The 19,811-nt window shown below is 72.3% G+C and carries 21 protein-coding genes; 19 read left to right on the plus strand and 2 right to left on the minus strand.

Annotation, left to right across the window (positions count from 1 at the left end; genetic code table 11):
* Window positions 1–218 precede the first annotated feature (218 nt).
* Window positions 219–440 (minus strand): MbtH family protein, encoded by a 222-nt coding sequence (locus ABZ463_RS36815; protein ID WP_352013243.1) that lies wholly within the window; start codon window positions 438–440, stop codon window positions 219–221.
* 624 nt (window positions 441–1,064) lie between these two features.
* On the opposite strand from ABZ463_RS36815, the gene ABZ463_RS36820 reads away from it, so the two are divergent.
* Window positions 1,065–1,583, plus strand: coding sequence for a YbhB/YbcL family Raf kinase inhibitor-like protein (locus tag ABZ463_RS36820; protein WP_362783803.1), 519 nt, complete (start codon window positions 1,065–1,067; stop codon window positions 1,581–1,583).
* A 21-nt stretch (window positions 1,584–1,604) separates the two neighbouring features.
* Here ABZ463_RS36820 and ABZ463_RS36825 read toward each other — a convergent pair whose 3' ends face one another.
* Complete coding sequence (locus tag ABZ463_RS36825) at window positions 1,605–2,333, minus strand: HAD-IB family phosphatase (RefSeq protein WP_362783806.1); 729 nt, start codon at window positions 2,331–2,333, stop codon at window positions 1,605–1,607.
* 670 nt (window positions 2,334–3,003) lie between these two features.
* Here ABZ463_RS36825 and ABZ463_RS36830 point away from each other — a divergent pair.
* The 18 genes from ABZ463_RS36830 to ABZ463_RS36915 all read left to right on the plus strand — a co-directional run bounded on the left by ABZ463_RS36830 (window position 3,004) and on the right by ABZ463_RS36915 (window position 19,808).
* The gene (locus tag ABZ463_RS36830; RefSeq protein ID WP_352013246.1) at window positions 3,004–3,819 is read left to right on the plus strand and encodes a 2OG-Fe(II) oxygenase family protein; all 816 of its coding nucleotides are present in this window, start codon (window positions 3,004–3,006) and stop codon (window positions 3,817–3,819) included.
* On the plus strand, window positions 3,803–4,852 hold the full coding sequence (locus tag ABZ463_RS36835) for a hypothetical protein (RefSeq protein WP_352013247.1): 1,050 nt from the start codon (window positions 3,803–3,805) through the stop codon (window positions 4,850–4,852). Before ABZ463_RS36830 ends, ABZ463_RS36835 begins: the two co-directional genes overlap by 17 nt.
* The gene (locus ABZ463_RS36840) at window positions 4,845–5,723 is read left to right on the plus strand and encodes a phosphotransferase (protein ID WP_362783810.1); all 879 of its coding nucleotides are present in this window, start codon (window positions 4,845–4,847) and stop codon (window positions 5,721–5,723) included. Before ABZ463_RS36835 ends, ABZ463_RS36840 begins: the two co-directional genes overlap by 8 nt.
* Complete coding sequence (locus tag ABZ463_RS36845) at window positions 5,720–6,895, plus strand: type III PLP-dependent enzyme (RefSeq protein WP_362783813.1); 1,176 nt, start codon at window positions 5,720–5,722, stop codon at window positions 6,893–6,895. Before ABZ463_RS36840 ends, ABZ463_RS36845 begins: the two co-directional genes overlap by 4 nt.
* 5 nt (window positions 6,896–6,900) lie before the next feature.
* Window positions 6,901–8,103, plus strand: coding sequence for a hypothetical protein (locus tag ABZ463_RS36850; protein WP_362783816.1), 1,203 nt, complete (start codon window positions 6,901–6,903; stop codon window positions 8,101–8,103).
* On the plus strand, window positions 8,100–9,023 hold the full coding sequence (locus ABZ463_RS36855) for an NAD-dependent epimerase/dehydratase family protein (RefSeq protein WP_362783819.1): 924 nt from the start codon (window positions 8,100–8,102) through the stop codon (window positions 9,021–9,023). Before ABZ463_RS36850 ends, ABZ463_RS36855 begins: the two co-directional genes overlap by 4 nt.
* On the plus strand, window positions 9,002–9,313 hold the full coding sequence (locus tag ABZ463_RS36860) for a hypothetical protein (protein ID WP_352013252.1): 312 nt from the start codon (window positions 9,002–9,004) through the stop codon (window positions 9,311–9,313). The genes ABZ463_RS36855 and ABZ463_RS36860 overlap by 22 nt, the downstream gene beginning before the upstream one ends.
* Window positions 9,285–10,928, plus strand: a complete 1,644-nt coding sequence (locus ABZ463_RS36865; protein WP_362783822.1) for a GMC oxidoreductase — start codon at window positions 9,285–9,287, stop codon at window positions 10,926–10,928. Before ABZ463_RS36860 ends, ABZ463_RS36865 begins: the two co-directional genes overlap by 29 nt.
* Window positions 10,925–11,866, plus strand: coding sequence for an ABC transporter ATP-binding protein (locus ABZ463_RS36870; protein ID WP_362783825.1), 942 nt, complete (start codon window positions 10,925–10,927; stop codon window positions 11,864–11,866). The genes ABZ463_RS36865 and ABZ463_RS36870 overlap by 4 nt, the downstream gene beginning before the upstream one ends.
* Window positions 11,853–12,635 carry an ABC transporter permease gene (locus tag ABZ463_RS36875; protein WP_352013255.1) on the plus strand — a complete coding sequence of 261 codons (783 nt, stop codon included), beginning with the start codon at window positions 11,853–11,855 and terminating at the stop codon, window positions 12,633–12,635. Before ABZ463_RS36870 ends, ABZ463_RS36875 begins: the two co-directional genes overlap by 14 nt.
* Before the next feature lie 11 nt (window positions 12,636–12,646).
* Entirely contained in the window at window positions 12,647–13,657 is a 1,011-nt protein-coding gene (locus tag ABZ463_RS36880) for a hypothetical protein (RefSeq protein ID WP_362783829.1), read from the plus strand.
* Window positions 13,627–14,181, plus strand: coding sequence for a hypothetical protein (locus ABZ463_RS36885; RefSeq protein WP_352013257.1), 555 nt, complete (start codon window positions 13,627–13,629; stop codon window positions 14,179–14,181). The genes ABZ463_RS36880 and ABZ463_RS36885 overlap by 31 nt, the downstream gene beginning before the upstream one ends.
* A gap of 48 nt (window positions 14,182–14,229) precedes the next feature.
* Window positions 14,230–14,673 (plus strand): SRPBCC family protein, encoded by a 444-nt coding sequence (locus ABZ463_RS36890; RefSeq protein WP_352013258.1) that lies wholly within the window; start codon window positions 14,230–14,232, stop codon window positions 14,671–14,673.
* Between the two features lie 85 nt (window positions 14,674–14,758).
* A complete protein-coding gene (locus ABZ463_RS36895; RefSeq protein WP_362783833.1) occupies window positions 14,759–16,036 on the plus strand; it encodes an aspartate aminotransferase family protein in 1,278 nt (425 codons plus the stop codon).
* Window positions 16,033–17,280 carry an acyl-CoA dehydrogenase family protein gene (locus ABZ463_RS36900; protein WP_362783835.1) on the plus strand — a complete coding sequence of 416 codons (1,248 nt, stop codon included), beginning with the start codon at window positions 16,033–16,035 and terminating at the stop codon, window positions 17,278–17,280. The genes ABZ463_RS36895 and ABZ463_RS36900 overlap by 4 nt, the downstream gene beginning before the upstream one ends.
* A 40-nt stretch (window positions 17,281–17,320) precedes the next feature.
* The gene (locus ABZ463_RS36905; protein ID WP_362783838.1) at window positions 17,321–17,548 is read left to right on the plus strand and encodes an acyl carrier protein; all 228 of its coding nucleotides are present in this window, start codon (window positions 17,321–17,323) and stop codon (window positions 17,546–17,548) included.
* Window positions 17,545–18,774: a beta-ketoacyl-[acyl-carrier-protein] synthase family protein gene (locus ABZ463_RS36910; protein WP_362783841.1), complete on the plus strand. Its 1,230-nt coding sequence runs from the start codon at window positions 17,545–17,547 to the stop codon at window positions 18,772–18,774. Before ABZ463_RS36905 ends, ABZ463_RS36910 begins: the two co-directional genes overlap by 4 nt.
* A complete protein-coding gene (locus ABZ463_RS36915; RefSeq protein WP_362783844.1) occupies window positions 18,771–19,808 on the plus strand; it encodes an SDR family oxidoreductase in 1,038 nt (345 codons plus the stop codon). Before ABZ463_RS36910 ends, ABZ463_RS36915 begins: the two co-directional genes overlap by 4 nt.
* Window positions 19,809–19,811: the final 3 nt, after the last annotated feature.

A 19,811-nucleotide genomic window follows, 5' to 3' on the forward strand; every position in this document is an offset into this window, starting at 1 on the left:
CGGGCGTTGAGCTCCGCGGCGGTCAGGCGGGTGGTGCCGCAGACCACGGCTTCGGCGCCGGGGTCCGCCGCGACCCGCGCCTCGAACAACCGGGCGAGACTCTCACGGCGGGAAAGCGGGTTCATCGGGCCTCCTGGTTCATGACACGGCGACCAGGGAGCCGCCCGGCCGCCGACGGGACGGAACACGCCGGGCACGACCGGGAGCGGGAGCTCTTCTCATAAGACCGGGAGACCTTCCCGCGACGCCGAGAGGCCGCGGGGCCGCATGTCGGTCCAGTTCGCCTCGACGAATTCAAGACAGTCCCGGCGGCTGCTTTCCCCGAGCGCCACCTCCCATCCCCTGGGAATTTCCTGGGAAAAAGGCCACAGGGAGTGCTGGCCCTCACCGTTGACCAGGACGAGGTAGCGCCCGTCTTCGTCCTCGAATGGATTGCTCATGGAAACTCCGTACTCTGGTGTGGTCCTTGGCGCCGACGCCGGGAGAACGCCGGAAGGACATCGGTGGAACGCCGGGAGGGCATGAACCACACCGCCCCCGGTAAGCTCGCGTTTGAATTCGGATTCGCCCGCGAGAGGAAAGTCAGAGAAGTCCGTCCCGTGTCCGCCCGGACGGTCACCCCTGGTAACCGGGCGTACGGCCGCCCTATACGAGCGGCGTGGGGCCGGAAGGAGAAGACCGGGGAGTCGCTCAGGAGGGCGGCGAGGCCGTACGGCACCTGCGACGCGCGGAATTTCTGAGGACAGGGCCGGGAAGAGCGCGGAACCGCGCCGAGGGCCGGGGGGAGGAAATGCCGTTTCCATCCTCGAATGGATTGCTCATGGAAACTCCGCGCTGTCGGATGCGGGTTTGTGAATCGTCTGGTCGGCCGGGCGCAGGATCGTCGCGTGACGCCGGGTGCCGACTGGCAACCCCGCTTTGCCATTGATGCTCCAAAAGCGGAGTATGCCCTCAGGTCCCATACAATTGTCAACCCTTGACAAAGGTTCCGGGCGGAGAAACAATCCACTGCCGGATGACGTCCGGCGGGAGGCCGGCGCTTCCCGAGGAGAAACGGAAGAACGATGGCCGAGCGTGCGCCGCTGCCCTATGCCCATCTACGCCGGGTTCCGGCGTTCGACGTCGTCAGCGACGACCTCGTGGACGGCGGGGTCCTGCCCGACGCGCACGTCTACGAGTCCGGCAACCTCTCCCCGCACCTGCGCTGGTCCGGCGCCCCCGAGGGGACGCTGAGCTACGCGGTCACCTGCTTCGACCCCGACGCGCCCACCTGCAGCGGCTGGTGGCACTGGCTGCTGGTCGACATCCCGGCGGAGGTGACCGAGCTGCCGCGCGGAGCGGGCAGCGGTGACATGAAGGGTCTGCCGGGCGGCGCGATCCACGGACGAAACGACTACGGCACCTTCGACTTCGGCGGGGCCGCCCCGCCTCCCGGGCCACCGCACCGCTACGTCTTCGCCGTCCACGCCCTCGGCGTGCGGAGCGCCGAGGTCACCCCCGACCAGACGGCCGCGATCTTCTCCGGCACGATCAACCACCACGCCCTGGCCCGCGCGGTGCTCACCGTCGAGTACGGGATCTGAGACCCTCCCCGTGGAGGGCGGTCACCGGCCTGACGGCTCCGTCCGCCACGGCAGGACCGCGCAGTCGCCGTCGGTCCCGGCCATGATGCGCCTCAGATGGGGGGCCGACGGGCTGATCGCGAACCGGCGCCGGGCGGCGAGCAGCAGCGGCAGGTCGGCCGCGCTGTCGGAGTAGGCGTAGCCGAAGGGCACCGGTATCCCCGCCGCCCGCAGCATGAGCACCTTTCCCTCACCGAGGCAGCGCTCGCCGACCACGAGCCCGCCGAGCCTCCGCCTCTCCCGGGTGGCGACGATCTCCACGCCGTCCAGCCCGAGCTCGGCGCAGACCGCCCTGACGACGCGCGTCCCCGAGCCGCTGGCGATCACGACCCGGTCGCCCCGGGAGAGGTGTTCACGCAGCCGGTCCAGTCCCGCGCGCATCGGGTTGGCCGAACCCGCTCCCGCGTGCCCCGTCGCGAAGACGCCGGCCAGCCGGTCGAGTTCCGCGTCGTCGCTGCCGACGGTGGCGAACCAGCAGAGCCCCGACAGGGCGGCCCTGCGCGTCCTGACGTTGGGCAGCGCCCGCAGCGTGGCGATCACCGGGAGGGCGGGAAGCAGGAGTGCGAGCCGCCACGGCCGCCGCCGCATCAGCCAGCGCAGGAACCACTCGCCGCACTCGCCCCTGACCAGGGTGCCGTCCAGGTCGAAGACGGCGATCACCGGCGCCTGCCCCGGGATGTCCCCGGACGCGGGGGAGAAGCTGTGGTCCACGGTCGGTTCCTTCGCGGGTCGCGGGGGAGGTCCGGAACGCTCCACACCGCCGGGGAGATCGCCGGGCCGGTGGGAGGTCCGTGACATGGACGGCCCGGGACACGCGTGGATGCGCGCGGGCACGCCGTCGGCCGGTCCGCCCTCGGTTCGCCCTCGGTTCGCCCTCAAGGGGCCCGGCGCGCGATCAGTGTGCCATGCCGGAAGCCCGTTGACCATGGGGAAAACGCTTTGTTCCCTCCCTTGGACCGTTCTCATTAGTGACGCGAATAAATTATTAAAGTCCTGTCCGAAACCGGCGGTCCGGGTGGCGGTACGGGATGCCGTGAGGGGTGGGGGCGCAGTTCCGGACCGACCGGAACGTCTCGGTCGTATCGTGTCCGGAATTGAGAGAGCGTTATCTGGAGAGTTCTCCGGTTGCGTCCGTAACCCAAAAACATGAGTTCCCCTCGCGTACGGCACATCCGAGTTGGTCTGCGGTCATTTAGGTGCGTAGCGAAGTCGCAACTTTGGGTGACTTTAATCTGAAAATTCACCATTTATTTGCTTTGATCACCTCCTATACACTCGCTCGCGGCGCTGGTCGGGAGACCAGTGACCGACGGCCGCGCGATCGCGCTCTGCCTGGCATTTGCCACCGCCAAACCTTCGTACGACGGGGGACATCCTCGAAATGCCACACAAGACCCTTGACTACGCTCGAGAACTACTCGGGGTCGGCTATGCGCGCATAACACTGGGCGCGAAGGAGGCCGCTCTCCTGGCCACCGCCCTGGACGAGTGCCGGCGCTTCTTCTCCCTGCCCGACGCGACCAAGGCGCGCTACTCAAGCGCCGACTGCAACTTCGGCTACCGCCCGCTCGGCATGGAGTACTCGATCACCGCGGACCGGCCGGACCTGAACGACTGCTTCACGCTGTGGTCGGACCGGCTCGACCTCGTGCCGAACTCCGCGGAGCTGACCTCCCTGACGGACGCGCTCCTGGCCTGGCGGAACCACCTGTCCGCGCTCGTCTCCGACGTCGTCGGCCACGTCGCGGGAATCATCGGGGACGCGCAGGCGCCCTCCTTCGAGGCGGCCTCCTACCTGCAGGTCAACAACTACACCCACGCGGACGGGGAGCGCGACCTGCTCCAGGACCGGCACGAGGACGGCCACCTGGTCACCGTCATCCACACCACCGCCCCCGGCCTTGAGATCTGGCCGGACGGGGAGTGCCTGCCGGTCGAGATGGCCCCCGACGAGGTCGTCCTGATGCCGGGATCGGTCTTCGCCGAGCTCACCGGGGGAAAGGTCGGCGCGCTGGACCACCAGGTGCGCAACCTCGGCCTCGACCGGCGCATGTCCCTGATGTACTTCGTCAACCCCGAGCTGACCGAGCCCCTCTACCCCTGGGTGCGCACCGAGGGTGAGGCCCCCGCCGACCTGCGTGACAAGATCCGCAGTCACCCGGCGACCTTTGGACTCCCCCATGTCCCCGTCCTCTGACCTCCGTACCGTCCTCATCGTCGGCTCCGGCGACGGCACGGGACTGAACTTCTCCCGCTCGCTCGCCCTGGCCGGGGGATACCGGACCGTCGGTGTCGACACCACCCTTGAGGACTTCCACGCCAGTGAGGCGGACGCCCGCTACCTCGTCTCCTGGAACGACCCCGCCGACCTGGTGAAACAGGTCAACGACATCGCCGGGCGGGAGTCGGCCGACCTGATCTACGCCGCCGACACCAGCCCCGAACTGCTCGCCGTCGCCGAGTCCCGAGACGACCTCGTCGCGCCCACCCTCCTTCCCGACCGGGACGACCACCACAGGATGGAGGACAAGTGGGCCACCTGGCAGGCCCTCAGGCAGGCGGAGCTGCCCGTTCCCGACACCGTCCTGGTCGACTCACCGGCCGACCTGGAGGAGATCATGGCGCGCCACCCCAAGGTGTGGCTGCGCCGCCGCAGCGGCAGCGGGGGAGCGGGCTCCATCGCGACCGGGTCGATGCCGCTGGCCACGGCCTGGCTCGACGAGCACTCCGGCTGGGGCCACTTCACCGCGGCCGAGCACCTGTCCAAGCGGACCGCCACGCTCAGCGGGCTCTGGAACGACGGTGAGCTGGTCTGCTCCCAGCTCAGGGAACGGGTCTCCTGGAAGTACGCGACGCTGTCGGTCTCCGGCGTCACCGGCATCACCGGGGCGCAGCGCACCTTCTGGGACGAGGAACTGCACGAGCTGGCGCTGCGGTGCGTGCGGGCGGTCTGCGCCCGGCCGCACGGCATCATCGGCGTCGACTTCACCTACGGCCACGACGGCACGGCGCTGCCCACCGAGGTACAGCCCGCCAGGTTCTACTCCTCGATCTACTTCCTGGCCACGCTCGGCGTCAACATGCCCGACCTGTACTGCAGGCTCGCCCTCGACGGCGGCCACGGCCTGCCCGGCCCCGCGGCGAACCCCATCAGGGAGAGCCACTACTGGGTGAAGTCGGTCGACAAGCTCCCCCGGCTGCTCTCGCCCGAGGAGTTCGCCCGTGGGTGAGTGGACGCATCACGACCTGCGGCGGCTCTGCGCGGCCGGGCGGCCCATCACCAAGGGGCCGCTGAACGACACCTACGCCGCGACCCTCGGCGGAAGAGCGGTGTTCGTCAGGCACCGGGTCCTGGACGACCCCTGCTACGGCCAGACCTTCGCCGGGGAGCGCCTCGTCGGCCCCCTGCTGCCCGGCCGGATCAGGGTGCCCGAGATCCTGCAGGTCGTCCCGGACGAACAGGGTGACGACCGGTTCGCCGTCTTCGAGTTCGTCGACGGTCACACCCCCGACTGGGACGACCCCGAGGTGCTGACCGCGCTGGCCGACCGGCTCCTCGACGTGCACGCGATCCCCGCCGACGGTCTCGGCGACGTCGGCGGGCCGCTCAGCCGTACGGCGGTGCCCGCCTACCTGCTCGGCCTGCTGCGGCGCGAGTGCGAGCTGCTGCCCGCCCACGCGGGCGAGCTCACCGGCGCGGCCGACCTGCTCACCGGCGCGATGGCCTGCTTCGAGGACGAACGGCCCTGCCTGTGCCACGGCGACGTGCACCGGGGCAACTGGCTGGTCGACCGGTCGGGGGAGCTGTGGACGCTCGACTGGGAGGCGGCGCGGTTCCGGGTCGCGGCGGCGGACTTCAACCAGATGCGCGCCGACTGGCTGACGGCCGCGCAGGAGGAGACCGTCCTGTCGCGCTACCTGGAACGATCCGGAAGGGACCGGGCCGTCTTCACCCGGCAGATCGCGATCCTGCGCCTGCTGTGGCACCTGCGGACCTACAACTTCCAGGTCCTGGTCAGAGGCCGCTCCCCGCGGCGGCACCTGGAGAACCTGGAGGCCGCGCGCGCCCTCCTCGGAGAGATCCTGGGAGAGGGCCCGTGACGATCCCCGCGCACCTGACACCCGCCGTGCCCGTCTCCGGCGACGCCGGCCTGGCCACCCCCTGCCTGATCCTCGACGAGGACCTCGTCACCGCCGCCTTCACCGGCTTCCGCGCGGCCTTCCCCTCGGTCGGCGTCCACTACGCGGTCAAGTGCAACCCCGACCCGGCGCTGCTGCGGCACCTGCGGGGGCTCGGCTGCGGCTTCGAGATCGCCTCCCACCCCGAACTCGAACTGCTCACGAGCGTGGGCGTCGACCCGGCCGAGGTGCTCTACAGCAATCCCGTACGGCCCCGCGAGCACATCTCCCGCTGTCACGACGCCGGAGTGTGGCGTTTCTGCGTCGATTCGCCGCACGAAATGGCGAAACTGTCGCAGGCGGCGCCGGGAGCGCACGTCTACGCCAGGCTCGGCACCGGCCAGGCGGCCAGCGTCGTGCCGAGCGAGGGGAAATTCGGCGTCTCGAAGGACGATGTCTGCGACCTTCTCCTCGGCGCCGGAAAAATGGGGTTGAAACCCCATGGAATCGCCTTTCACGTCGGTTCCCAGATGACGGATCCGCACGCCTGGGACGCCCCGCTGCGCGACGCGGCCGAAATCATGGAACGGCTCGCCGAAAAAGGCGTGAGAATCGCCATGCTCGACATCGGCGGCGGATTTCCGGCGCGCTATGACAAGCCGGTCCCCGGCATCGGGGAATTCGGACGGCACATAACCGGTCTTCTCAATGCGCTGCCGTACCCCGTCGAGGTCGTCGCCGAGCCGGGACGCGCGCTGGTCGCCGAGGCCGGGGTCATGGTCTGCCGGGTCCTGCAGGTCGTCCGCAGGGGCGGGACCTGGTGGGCCCACACCGACCTGGGCGTCTTCAACGGGATGATGGAGGTCCTGGAGACCGCGGGCGCGCTGGTCTACCCGATCTCCGGAGAGCGGGAGAGCGGCCCGCCGCGCAGGTACAACGTCACCGGGCCCACCTGCGACAGCCAGGACACCTTCGCGACCGGCGTCGAGCTGCCCGAGGACCTGGCCGAGGGCGACCTGCTGTTCGTCGGCTCCGCGGGCGCGTACACCACCGCCTACTCCTCGCAGTTCAACGGCTTCTCCACACCCCACACCGTGCTGCGCCGCCCGTCGGGCCCCCGCGTGACCACCGACCGTCCCGAGTTCGGAGAGTGAGACAAGTGAGTGCTCTGACCGGCGCCGAGGAACTGCTCGGCGACGTCGAGGACGCCGCGGCCAAGGCCCGGTGCGAGGTCGCCGCGGCCTGGAACGTCGCGGGCCTCGAACTGGACGTGCGCTGCGGTGACCAGGCCCTGTTCGAGGCCCTGCACGCCTACCTCGGCTCGCACACGGGCCCGCCCGCGGGGGGACGTCCCGACGTCGAGATGACGTTCGTCGCGGACGACGCCCTGGTGGGGCGCCTTGAGGAGGCCGCCGCCCGGCTGGCCGCCCCGGCGCCCGCGATGATCTCCTACTGCAGCACGGAGAAGGGCAGGCTCCCCGTCGAGCACTGGCGGGCGGGGGAGGCCGTGCTGCTGCGCACGGTGAAGACCCCCACCTGGCTGCTGGCCGACGCGGGCTACACCCGCCTGACGTTCGTCGTCGGCGGCGCCTACCCGGCCGCGCCGACCGTCCACAAGGACCTGGCGCTGCTGATCCTGCACGTCATCCAGCGCACCCTGGAGGTTCGCGGGCAGCTGCAGGTCCACGCCTCGGCCGTCGTCGTCGACGGCAGGGCCGTCCTGTTCTCCGGGCCGAAGCGCTCGGGCAAGACGACCTGCTTCCTCGACGCGATCGTCAGGACCGGCGCCAGGCCGCTGTCGGTCGACAAGGTCCACCTGGCCGAGGACCCGGCCACCGGGCGGCTGCGGGTCTTCGGCGTCCCCACCCGCCTGCGGGTCCTGGCGGGCACGCTGCAGAAGTATCCGGGAAGCTGGGACACCTTCATCCCCGAGGACTACCGGGGGGTCGACGAGGAGCGCCTGTGGCGCGGCGAGAGCGACTCCAAGGTGACCGTCCCGCTGACCAGCCTGCGTTCGATCACCGGCGCCGACTTCGAGCTGAGCGCGCCGCTCGGCATGATCGTGCTGCCGGACGTCGCCAGGGGACGCGACCCCCTGCTGCGCGAGGTCACGGACCCCGGGGAGATCGCCTCCCTCATGCGGCCCAACGTCTACACCCCGGACAACCCGGAGGAGGACTGGTGGTCCGGGATCGGCGAGCACCTGGCCGCCGACCTCAGGGCGCGGGCCGAGGCGTTCCTGACGGGCGTCGGTTCCAGGGTGCCGATCCTGCGTCTTGAGGGAGCCGAACGGATCGACCACCTGCTCCAGGACGCCTGGCGCAGGCTCGCCGCCGTACCCGTCACCGTTCCGGGCCCATGACCAGGGCACTGGTGCTCGGCGGCACCCGGTTCGTCGGGCGGGCGGTGGTCGAGGCGCTGCTGCCCTCCTGCGAGGTGACCGTGCTCAACCGGGGGACACGGCCGCTGTGGGACCCCAGGATCGTCCAGGTCGTCGCCGACCGGCGGGACGCGGCCTCGACGCGCGCCGTCCTGCGCGGGAGCTACGACGTGGTCGTGGACGTCTCGGGCACAGAACCGGTCCACGTGCGCAACGTCCTGGACACGCCCGCCGTGGCCGGGGCCGTCCGGTACGTCTACGTCAGCTCGGCCGCGGTCTACCGGCGCGGGCACGCGGGCCCGCCCTTCCACGAGGACGACCCGGCGGACGGCGACCCCGCCTGGGGCGGCTACGGCGAGGACAAGGCGGAGTGCGAGCGGCTGCTGTCCGGCCTGCCCGGCCTGACGGTCCTGCGGCCGCCCTACGTGTACGGCCCGCGCAACACCGAGCCGAGGGAGAGCTTCCTGTGGGCCAGGATGCTCACCGGGCAGCCGATCTTCGTGCCGGGCGACGGGCGTACCGGGATCCAGTTCTGCCACGTCCGCGACCTGGCGGAGACCGTGGCCGCGGCGTGCGCAGGGACGCCTCCCCCCGGCGTCTACAACGTCGGCGGGCCGGGGAGGTGCTCCTTCACCGACTATCTCGGCCTGCTCGCGGAGACCGCCGGGACCGGGCACAGGGCGGTGCACGTCCACGACGAGGAGGTCCCGGCACGGGCCTACTTCCCCTTCCGCGACCTGGAGCTGACGCTCGACACCACCCGTCTCGACCGGACGGGAGCGGGGGCGGCCACCCCGCTCGCCGACGGCCTGCGCGAGACGCTGGCGTGGCTGCGCGCGCACGGCTCCCTGGCCGACGAGCCCACCGAACAGGAGAAGAAATGGCGAGCGACGACGCTCTAGCGGACGTCGTGGCGGCCGTACTGGACGCCTACGGCCTGCCTGAGGCGTCCCTGGAGCCGCTCGCCGGGCAGGTGCTCACGGCGGCGCGGGAGCGCGGGCTCGGCTCGGCGGACCTGGCCGGGGCGGGCGTGCGCGGCTGGGAGGACCTCAGGCGCGTCCTCGACGGCCCCGACGAGCGGGCCCGCGCGTCGGCCGAGTCGGTGTGCGCCTGCGTCAACGACGTGCTGTTCTCATCCCCGCGCTGGCGGAGGGAGGTTGGCTATGAGCACCCGATGGACGAGCTCGGCTGACGCGGTCGTCGTCGGTTTCGGGCTCACCGGCGCCCCCGTCCTCGAACGGCTGCTCGGCGCCTCCGGCGCCGGCGACGTCGCCGTCCTCGACCGGGGCGCCTTCTGGGAGCCGGAGGGCCACGCCTTCCCCGGCGAGCGAAGCCTGATCCTCGACCGCCCGCTCACCGTCGACCCCCGGGAGGACCACGTGCTCCTGCGGACCCCCGGCGCGGGCCCGGCGCGGTTGCGCAAGTGGTGGGCCTCCCGGCTCGCCGGCGGCGGCTCCTGGCTCTGGTACGGCCAGCTGTCCCGCTTCCGCCCCAGTGACCTGCGGATGCGTTCGGCGTACGGCGGCGCCCTCGGCCCCGAGGTGCGCGACTGGCCCATCGACTTCGCCGAACTCGACCGGGCCTACGCCCACATCCAGGGGAGGCTGCGGCCCTTCGGCTGCGCCTACGGCCACACCGAGGCCGCCTACCGGGACTTCGACGGCGGGCCGTACCTGGAGAGGCCGGGGCCGAGTCACCTCGAACGGCTGATGGTCGACCGGCTCGGCCGTGACGGCCTGAACGCCTACGTCGGGCAGAGCTGCCTGGGCGGGCGCGCCTGGGACACCTGCCCGGTCTCGCCCGTCACCGGGCGCCCCGCCGAACGCGGCCGGCCGATGCTGGCCCGCCCCAACTGGTACGTCGACCTGTACGGCACGCTGCGCGAGGACCCCAGGGTGCGCCTGCTCGGCGGCTGCTACGTCTCCCGCGTCCTGGTCGACGGGGGAGCCGTCCAGGGCGTGGAGTACCTCCAGCGCGACGACGCCGGAGACCTGCGGACCCGGCGGATCAGGTGCGGCACCGTGGTGCTCGCCCCGGGCGCCCTGGAGACCAACCGCATCCTGCTCAGCTCGGACCTGCCCGACCGCAACGGCCTGCTCGGCAGGCGCTTCACCTTCACCCTGGAACGCACCGCCTACCTGGTGACCGCGGAACCGCGCGAGCGGGACCTGGCCGACCGCCTGGCGGGACTCTACGGAAACGTCGTGATCAAGGACTTCTACGACCTCGGGGAGACGGGCCCGCTGCGCAAGGGCGGCAAGTTCGCCCTCTACGACGCCTACATCGCCGAGTCACCGGCCAGGCACGTCCGCAACCTGCGGATGCGCGGCCCGGAACTGGCCCGCTTCCTGCGGGCGGAACGCGGGCACTACGTGGTCAAGGTGAGCTTCAAGGGCGAGTCACTGCCCTCGGCGGGCAAGTTCGTCTCACTCAGCGCCCGCAGGAACGCCTTCGGCGCCAGGGTGCCGACGGTGACCTACACCCCCCACCCGGCCGACCTGCTCCTGCAGGAACGCGTCACCGCCATCCTCCCCAGGATCGGGCGTGCCCTCGGCGCCGTCGAGACCCGGGTGCACCCCGTCCCCTCCGGCGAGGACCTGGTCTCCGCGCACCACCACGGCGGCGCGGTCTTCGGCGACGACGCCGCGCAGGCCGTACTGGACCGCGACTGCGAGTGCTTCGAGGCCAGGGGGCTGTTCGTGGCCGACTCCAGCTTCATGCCGACCTCGGGCGCGACCAACTCGTCCCTGACCGCCATGGCGAACGCCCACCGGGTGGCCGGCGTCGTCGCGGCGCGGCTGTCATGAGCGGCCTCACCCGCGAGGGCGGGACCCCCGCGGACCAGGCCACCGGGGACCACCTGCTGGCCGTCACGGACCTGTCCTTCGCCTACGGCGACTCCCCGCCGGTCCTCACCGGCGTCACGCTGCGGCTGCGCGGGGGCCAGGTGCTGGGCGTCCTCGGCCGCAACGGCGCGGGCAAGAGCACCCTCATCAACGCGATCCTCGACATCGTGCCCGGCAGGCGCGCCGGAGAGGTCGTCCTCGGCCAGGAGGGGACGGGCGGGGACACCCGGCGGCACGTCGGCGTCGCCGGCCAGCGCATCTCCCTCTACAAGAAGCTCACCGTCGCCGAGAACCTCACCCACGCCGCCAGGCTCGTCCTGCCGCGCGGGCGGGTCGCCTCCGCGACGGAACGGGCGATCGAGGACTTCGGCCTGGCGAAGGTCGCGCGGACCCCGGTGCACCGCCTTTCGGGAGGGTGGGAGCGGCTGTCCCACATCGCGGCGAGCTTCGTCCACGCCCCAAGGCTCCGCTTCCTCGACGAGCCGACCAGCGCGCTCGACTTCGAGACCAGGACCAGGCTGGTCGCCCTGATGGCCCGGTGGCGCCAGGACGGCGACGCGATGATCGTCACCTCGCACTACCCCGAGGACATCGAGGAGACCTGCACCCACGTCGCGGTCGTCTCCGGCGGCACCGTCGTCGGCGTCGGCCCGCTGCGGGACCTGCTCGGCGGCTACCACAGCGAGCTGCTCATGCGGGTCGGCGGCGAGGACGGCCCGCTGACGCTGCGCGCCCCGGCCCCCGGGACGGTCGGGCAGGCCGCCGAGACCCTCGCCCGCTGGGCGCGGGAGGGCCACGCCGCCTCCGCCGTCGAGTCCGTACGGCTGACCAGCAGGAACCTGCGGGAGATCATCTCCCTGGACCCCGAACTACGCGGGAGCGTCGGTGAGAACGACTGAGGGCTCTACCAAGGACAGGGCCGGGTTCTGGTCGGTCGCCGCGGGCTACGCCACGACCGAGCTGCTCGTGCTGTGGCGGATGCGCACCCCGCTGGTCTTCATGTTCGCGGTGCCCGCCACCCTGGCCCTGACCCTCGGCTCCGCCGTGGCGGGGGAGGGCAGCCACGGGCGCGCCATGCTCGGCATCGCGGTCATGTTCAGCTTCACCACCACGCACTACACGGGCCTGGCGCTGTTTCGCGAGTTCGGCAGCAACACCTGGGTGCGGCAGGCGCTCCACCGGCCCCCCAGGGGCGCCTTCCTGCTCGGCAAGATCCTGCCCATCGCGGGGATCGGCCTGACGCAGCTGAGCCTGTTCACCGCCATCGCCGTCGTCTTCTACGGCACGCCCGTCCACGGCTCGGTGTGGCAGCTGCTCGCGATCGCGGTCACGCTGCTCGGCGTCAGCTGCGCCATGGGGGTGGTGCTCTATCTCGTCACCGCCGACACCTCGACCTTCGAGAGCCTGTTCTACATCTTCCTGATCACCGCGGGCAGCGTCGGCGGCGCGATCGTGCCCGACGGGAACCTGCCCGCCCTGTCCAGGGCCGTCGGTGTGCTGACCCCGCACCACTGGGCCCTGCGCGCTTTGGACGAGGCGACCTCGGGGCGGGGGGAGTGGGGTCCGGTCCTGCAGTCGATCGGCGTCCTGGGCTGCTGCGCCGTGGTCCTGGGGGCCGTCGCCGCGACGGCCTTCGACTACCGGCGCCAGAAATACGACCTGTACTAGAAGGAGACCCCTTGACATCGCCTGACGACATGGCGCGATATCTCGGCGCGCGTCTGGCCGCGCACGGCAGGACGACCGGCGACCTCGTCGCGGAGGTGGACACCAGCTTCGGCGAGCCCCTGCTGATGTCGGCGGCCGGCTCGGTGGTGCACGGGTTCGGCACCCCGATGAGCGACGTCGACGTCCACGTCGTCGTCGAGAGCACGAAGGTGACGGGCCTGCCCATCACCTCCTTCAGCCTCGGCGTCGCCGTCGACGTCAACTACATCAGGGCCGACTCGATCCGGCGCGCGGCCGACGCCCTGAGCGCCCCCGGCGAAACGGCGAAGGCGGACCGCTCCGCCTGGCGGGACTACCGCAGGAAGCTCGCCCAGCTCAACCGGCTGATCCTCGGCCTGCCGCTGCGGGGAGACCAGGACTGGCTCGACTGGCAGCGCGAGCGGCGCAAGCCCGTCGCCGACGCGACGGTCCGCTGGTGGCGGACGGAGGCGGTGCGCTACCGGCTGGCCTGCGAACTGCTGCGCGAGACCAGGCCGCTGGCCGCGGCCGAACGGCTCGGCAGGGCCGGGGTCGCCGCGCTCGACGCGCTGGCCACCGCCAGGGGCGAGCTGTGCTTCGGGCAGAAGTGGGTCGGAGCCAAACTCGACCGGCTCGGCGACACCGAGCTGGCCGCGCTGTACGGGCGCTTCCTCGACCTGCCCGCCGGAACCGGGGACGCCCACGACTACCTGCGCCGGACCGGGGAGCTCTTCGACGGGCTGGCGGCCAGGCTCGACCTGCCGGACGACCCGGCGGTGTGCCTGACCCCCGCCGCGGGGCTGAAGACCTGGCACACCCACGGCGGGCGCGCCCTCGTCCACCGGTGGGCGCTGCGCGGGGCCGAGGGGCCGGAGCGGGAGCTCGCCCCCCTCGGCGAACCCGGCTGGAGCTGGACCGGCGCGAGCACGGAGATGACGCGGACGCACCGCGAGCTGGCACGGGAGGACCTGCTGTGGCTGTCGATCGACTGGAGCACGACGTGAACGACGAGAGCCGCGAGACGGGCCTGACCCCGGTGCGGGACCCGCGCAGATGGGCCGCCCACGAGTGCTTCGGCGTCTTCGAGCTGCTCTTCGAGGTCCACGCCAGCTACGAGGACCTGCTCGGCACCCTCGACGAGGGGCTCCTGCAGGTGGCGAGGTTCGTCGCCAGGGACACCGTCGTGCGCGCGCTGGCCGTACGGTCCCTGCTGCGGGAGGGGCTGCCGCCCGACGAGCACGACGTGCTGGCCGACCCGTACGCGGGACTCGACGAGGAGGAGATCGAGCGCGGCCTGTCGGCGGCCCGCGCCGTGGCGCTGGCCGCCGACGTCCCCGCCGCCCGCGAGGCCGCGGCCAGGGTGGGCGACTACGTCGCCGAACTGGAGCGCGACCTCGGCTTCACCACGCCCCCCGCCTCGATCCGCGGGCCCTCCGGCCTGTTCCCCGCGCTCAGGCTCACCAGGACGCTGCTGCCCCTCAACGAGGCCTCAGGACTGCCCACCGCGTTCCCCGCGGCCTGGTCCTGACGCCCCCGAACCCGCCCGCCGAAGAGAGAAGAGACGACAGTGCCCACCGTGACGACGACGCACACGAGCGCCGAGCCCGCCCAGCGGATCTGGGAGGTGCTGCTCGACTGCGAGGACTACCCCACCTACATGGACGAGGTGGTCGACGTGACGATCCTCGACCAGTCGGAGACGGGCAGGACCAGCCGATGGGCGGTGCTGCTGAAGGGCTCCGAACTGGAGTGGGTCGAACGGGACAACGTGGACCACGAGCGCCGCAGGATCGAGTTCGAGCAGATCGAGGGGGACCTGGCCTACTTCGACGGCTACTGGCAGGTCACCGACGACGGCGCCGGACGGACGACGATCGAGCTGCACGTCGAGTTCGACATCGGCATCCCGCTCATGGCGGACATGCTCAACCCGGTCGCGGCCCGCGCCCTTGAGGAGAACTCCAGGGCCATCCTGACCCGGCTGAGCACCCGCAACAGCGACGTCAGCCCCGTCGCCTGACCGCGCCTGACCGCACGGCACAACGCGGGTCCGTGTTCTCACCGGGCACGCAGAAGGTAAGGAAAGGGAAACGTTGGATCGCCACGTGCTGGAACCGTCCGCCCCGCCGGGGGCCGCGGCTCCCGACATCGCACGGGTCACCTTCCGCAGGATTCAGCGGCACATGTCCCCGGGGATCGCACTGAGCGGCAAGTTCGCCGGCCAGGGCGCGGTCGAGGAGAGCGCCTCGGGCTGCGAGGTGCTCCTGTCGGACGGCCGCTCGGTCCTGGACTTCGGCTCCTACGCGGTGACCCTCCTGGGCCACCGCAACCCGGCCGTCGTGGACGCCGTACGGCGCCAGCTCGACGTCATGCCGACCTCCACCAGGAGCCTGGCCAGCCCGGTCTCCGCCCTGGCGGCCGAACGGGTCAGCGAGTATCTCGGCGGCGGCCTGAACCGGGTCTACTTCGGCATCAACGGCGCCGACGCCGTCGAGGCCGCGGTGAAGCTCGCCCGCCTGGCGACCGGCAGGCGCGTCGTCGTCGCGGTCGAGGGCGGCTACCACGGCAAGTCGCTCGGCGCGCTCGGCCTGACCCACCACGACCGTTTCCGCGACGGCCTGACCGGGCTGCTCGACGGTGTGCTGCACGTCGCCCCCGACGACCCGGAGGCGGTGGCGCGGGTGACGGCCGAGACCGACGTCGCGGCGGTCGTCTTCGAACCCGTCCAGGGGGAGAACGGCGTGCGCCCGCTGGAGACCGAGGTGCTGCGGCGCTGGAGCGCCGACGCCAGGCGGGCGGGCGCCTTCACGGTCTCCGACGAGATCCAGTGCGGCCTGCGGCGCTGCGGCGACCCCTCGGTCGCGCTCGCGGCCGGGATCGAGGTGGACGCGGTGCTGCTGGGCAAGCCGCTCGGCGGCGGCGTCGTGCCGGTCTCCGCCCTGGTCTGCTCCGACGCCCTCTACGAGCCGCTGCTGAAGGACCCGTTCCGGCACACCGCGACCTTCGGCGGACACCCCCTGGCGACGGCCGCGGTCCCGGCCGCGCTGGCCGGGATCGAGGCCGCGGCGGACAACGGCGCCGAGCTGGCCCGGCTGATGGAACAGGGCCTGCGGACGCTGCGTGAGGACAATCCCGGGCTGGTCGCCGACGTCCGCGGCAGAGGACTGCTGTGGGGCGTCGACTTCGCCGGGACCGAGCTGGCGGGCGAGGTCCAGATGGGACTGGCCAGCCGCGGCCTGCTGGTCTCCCCGTGCCTGAGCAGGCCGCGGACCCTTCGGCTGCTCCCGCCGCTGGTGGCGGGCCCGGCCGAGGTCGGACGGGCGATGGCCGTACTCGACGACGCGCTGAAGGAGGCCGGGGCGGCATGGGGAGGACGCGGGTGAGCACGACGGTGAGCACCGGCCTCCCGTCCGGTGAGCTGTGGCCGGACGTCGGCGCCCTCATGCCCGCAGACGCCCTGGAGAGCATCGCGGCGGGCGCGGCGGCGGCCGACGAGAGCGGCCGCCCCGACCCGGCGAGCCTCGACCTGCTGCGGAGGATCGGCTGGCCCGCCCTCGCGATCCCCACGGACTTCCAGGGCAAGGGCGCGAGCCTGCTGGAGTCGTGCGCCGCGCAGCGCCTGCTCGGCAGGGCCGACCCGGCGCTCGCGGTCGCGGTGAACATGCACATCTTCACCATCGGCCTGACGGTCGAGCACTGGCGGCGCAACACCGACGTGTCGTGGCTGCTCATCGAGGCCATCGCGACCCAGAACCGGCTGGTCGCCTCCGCCTTCGCCGAACCCAACCTGGGCGGCTCGGCGACCAGGTCCACACTGACCGCCGAGCGGGTGCCCGGCGGCTGGGAGGTGACCGGCAGGAAGTACCCGTGCTCGCTGGCCGCGGAGGCGGACCTGGTCTGCCTCCAGGTGGCCGCCCCGGGCCAGGACGGCGCCGCCCCGCAGGTCCTGGTCGCGATGCTGCCGACCAACGCCCCCGGGCTGAGCGTGGTGGAGAACTGGGACGCGATGGGCATGCGCGGCTCCGCCTCCAACACCCTGGTGCTCGACCGCTGTGTGATCCCCGACGAACTGGTCTTCTACCAGGCCCCCGCGGGCGCCGAGGACGACGACGTCCTGGCGGCGGGCGTCATCTGGTTCTCGCTGACCGCGACCGCGGTCTACCTCGGGCTGGCCGAGTCGGCCCTGGGTGCCGGGCGCGACCTGCTCGGCACCCAGCGGATCGCGCACCTGGGCAGCACCAGGGCGCGGCTGCCGAGCTACCAGGCGGCGCTCGGCGACCCGTACGCGGCGCTGCTGACCCTGGAGGCGGGCTGCGCGGCCGTCGCCGCCGGGATGGACGCCGGCGCCGACCCGCAGCGGCTCCTGCCCGCCGCGCTCGCGGTCAAGCAGCAGGCGGTGCGTACGGTGCCCGACCTCGTCTCGGCGATCGCCGAGGCGTGCGGCGGGGCGTCCTACGCCAGAGGGGGCGTGCTGGCGCGGCTGTGGCGGGACGCCCAGGCCGTCCGTTTCCACCCGCCGACCCCCGTCGCGACCCGGCAGTTCCTCGGCAGGCGCGCGCTGGGCGTGCCCGCCTCGCTCGACCTGGACGAGTGCGCGCCGTCCCTGGCCCCCAAGCACCACACCTGATGAGAGAACGACGATGAACCGAGCCGAAATATCCGAGTTGATGATCGAGAAGGTGTCCGAGGTCCTGGGGGTCGACCAGGCCGAGATCGGCGAGCAGACGGACCTGGGCGCGGAGTACGCCGTGGACAGCCTCGAACTCATGGAGATCGGGGCACGGCTCGAACGGGCGCTCGGCGTCCGGATGCAGATCGAGGACCTCCTCGACATGCGCAACATCGGTCACGCCGTCGACCTGGTGGCCGCGCGGATCTCGGCGCACCCGGCATGAGCGGCCGCAGACGGGTCGCGGTGACCGGCCTCGGGGTGAAGTCCCCTGCGGGCAACACCGTCGAGGCGCTTCTGGGGCGGCTGATCGAGGCCCGGCCGACCGCGGCGACGGTCGAGGAGCTGGTCAGGAACGAGGTCGCGGTGACGTTCGCGTGCACCGTCCCGGAGTTCGACCTCGACCACTACCTCACCCTCCGCCAGCGGCGCCAGATGGACCGCGGCACGACGCTCGCCCTGGCCGCCGCGGCGGACGCCGCCGAGGGGGCCGGGCTGGAGGACCTCGCGCCCGAGCGGGTCGGGGTCGCGGTCGGCACCGGGGTCGCGGGCCTGGGCGCGACCGAGGAGGTGCTGCGGCGCTGCGAGCACGACCCGGCCAGGATTCCGGCGTTCACCGTGCCGCAGATCATGTCGAACTCCGCGGCCGCCAGGATCGGCATGCGGCTGGGGGCCAGGGGCACCACGCTGACCTACGCCACCGCCTGCGCCAGCGGGGCGACGGCCATCGGCGAGGCCATGCTCAAGATCCGTTCCGGTGAGTGCGACGTCATGGTCGCCGGGGGTGTCGACGCCCCGGTCACCCCGATGGTGATGGCCTCCTTCGCGCGGATCGGCGCGCTGTCCGGCCGCAACGACGACCCGGCGGCGGCCTGCCGCCCCTTCGACGCCGACCGCGACGGCTTCGTGATGGGGGAGGGCGCGGCGTTCCTGGTGCTTGAGGACTGGGAGCACGCCAGACGGCGGGGCGCCGCCGTACTGGGGGAGGTGCTCGGCTACGGGAGCACCTCCGACGCCCACCACATCGTCGCGCCCCGGGAGGACGGCGAGGCCGCGGCCGCCTGCATGGCCATGGCCGTACGGGACGCGGGGCTGTCCTTCTCCGACGTGGGCCACGTCAACGCGCACGGCACCTCCACCTACCTCAACGACCGGGCTGAGGCCCGCGCGCTGGCCACCTGCTTCGGCGACCGCTGCCCGCCGGTGACCGCCCCCAAGGGCGTCGTCGGTCATCTGATCGGCGCGGCCGGGGCACTGGAGGCGGTGATCTCGCTCGGTGTGGCCCAGGCGGGGCTGGTGCCGCCGGTGGCCAACTTCGGCAAGAGCGAGTGCGCCGACGGGATCGACCTCGTCGCGGGGGCGCCGAGGCGGATCGGCTCGCCGGTCGCGCTGTCCAACTCCTTCGCCTTCGGCGGGCACAACGTGTCCCTGGTGCTGCGGGCCGCCGTATGAGCGACCGTGTGGGCGGCACGCGGCGGGTGCTGCTGACGGGATCGACCGGGGTGGTCGGCACCGAGCTGTGCCGTGCCCTCGGGAGCGCGCCCGTCGAGCTGGTCCGGGTGGCCAGACGCCCCCAGGGGGAGGGCGAGATCGGCTGGGAGATCGGGGTCCGGCCGCCCCCCGAGGAACTGCGGGGCCCCTGGGACGTCGTCGTGCACGCCGCGGCCTCCACCCGGTGGACGATGAACGCGCAGGAGGCGCTCGACTCCAACGTCCGGCCGCTCGACGCGGTGCTCGGCCTGCTCACGCCGGAGACCCACCTGGTGCACGTCTCGACGGCCTACGTCGGCGGCTCCGACGACCCCTACGCCAAGGACGAGGGATTCGGGCGCTACCGCAACGGCTACGAGTGGTCCAAGGCCAGGTGCGAGGAACTGGTGCGGGAACGCCACCGGGGCCCGGTCACGATCGTACGGCCGCCGCTGATCCTCGGCCGGGACGACGACGGGTCGATAGCCCGCTTCTCCGGCCCGTACACGCTGCTGCAGACCCTGGTCTCCGGGCTCGCCGCGGCCGTGATCGGCGAACCGGGGGGATACGCGGAGGTGGCGCCGGTCGACCTGGTGGCCGACGTGATCGCGGAGGCCGTCACCGGGCCGCCGCCGGAGGGCCTCAGGGTCGAGACGATCGCGGGCGGCGGCGCCTGCATGACCCTGCAGACGCTCCTGGACGTCACCTGCGGCACGCTCAACGGCTGGCGCGCGGAACGGGGCATCCCGCCGGTGGCCGTGCCGCCGTTCATCTCGCCCAGGCGCTGGCACCGCTTCTTCCTGCCCTTCGCCGAGCAGCACCTGTCGCCCATCCAGCTCCAGGCGGTGCGGCTGCTGGGCATGTTCGAGAGCTACACCAGCATGGCCGACCCGTTCGAGCCGACGCGTCAGGTGACCGACCCGGCGGCGACCCTGGCCAGGTCCGTCCTGTGGTGGGCCGACGCCAAGCCGCGCCTGGCCTCGCGGATCTCGGAACCGTGGGGCCTGATCGCCTGAGAC

It is taken from the genome of Streptosporangium sp. NPDC020145 (assembly GCF_040631275.1).
Lineage (GTDB): Bacteria > Actinomycetota > Actinomycetes > Streptosporangiales > Streptosporangiaceae > Streptosporangium.

Excerpts from the sequence above, each read along its gene's own strand:
- ABZ463_RS36855 (WP_362783819.1), top strand. The coding sequence starts at position 8,100 with ATGACCAGGGCACTGGTGCTCGGCGGCACCCGGTTCGTCGGGCGGGCG.
- ABZ463_RS36870 (WP_362783825.1), top strand. The coding sequence starts at position 10,925 with ATGAGCGGCCTCACCCGCGAGGGCGGGACCCCCGCGGACCAGGCCACC.
- ABZ463_RS36835 (WP_352013247.1), top strand. The coding sequence starts at position 3,803 with ATGTCCCCGTCCTCTGACCTCCGTACCGTCCTCATCGTCGGCTCCGGC.
- ABZ463_RS36915 (WP_362783844.1), top strand. The coding sequence starts at position 18,771 with ATGAGCGACCGTGTGGGCGGCACGCGGCGGGTGCTGCTGACGGGATCG.
- ABZ463_RS36910 (WP_362783841.1), top strand. The coding sequence starts at position 17,545 with ATGAGCGGCCGCAGACGGGTCGCGGTGACCGGCCTCGGGGTGAAGTCC.
- ABZ463_RS36865 (WP_362783822.1), top strand. The coding sequence starts at position 9,285 with ATGAGCACCCGATGGACGAGCTCGGCTGACGCGGTCGTCGTCGGTTTC.
- ABZ463_RS36860 (WP_352013252.1), top strand. The coding sequence starts at position 9,002 with ATGGCGAGCGACGACGCTCTAGCGGACGTCGTGGCGGCCGTACTGGAC.
- ABZ463_RS36905 (WP_362783838.1), top strand. The coding sequence starts at position 17,321 with ATGATCGAGAAGGTGTCCGAGGTCCTGGGGGTCGACCAGGCCGAGATC.
- ABZ463_RS36820 (WP_362783803.1), top strand. The coding sequence starts at position 1,065 with ATGGCCGAGCGTGCGCCGCTGCCCTATGCCCATCTACGCCGGGTTCCG.
- ABZ463_RS36815 (WP_352013243.1), bottom strand. The coding sequence starts at position 440 with ATGAGCAATCCATTCGAGGACGAAGACGGGCGCTACCTCGTCCTGGTC.
- ABZ463_RS36830 (WP_352013246.1), top strand. The coding sequence starts at position 3,004 with ATGCCACACAAGACCCTTGACTACGCTCGAGAACTACTCGGGGTCGGC.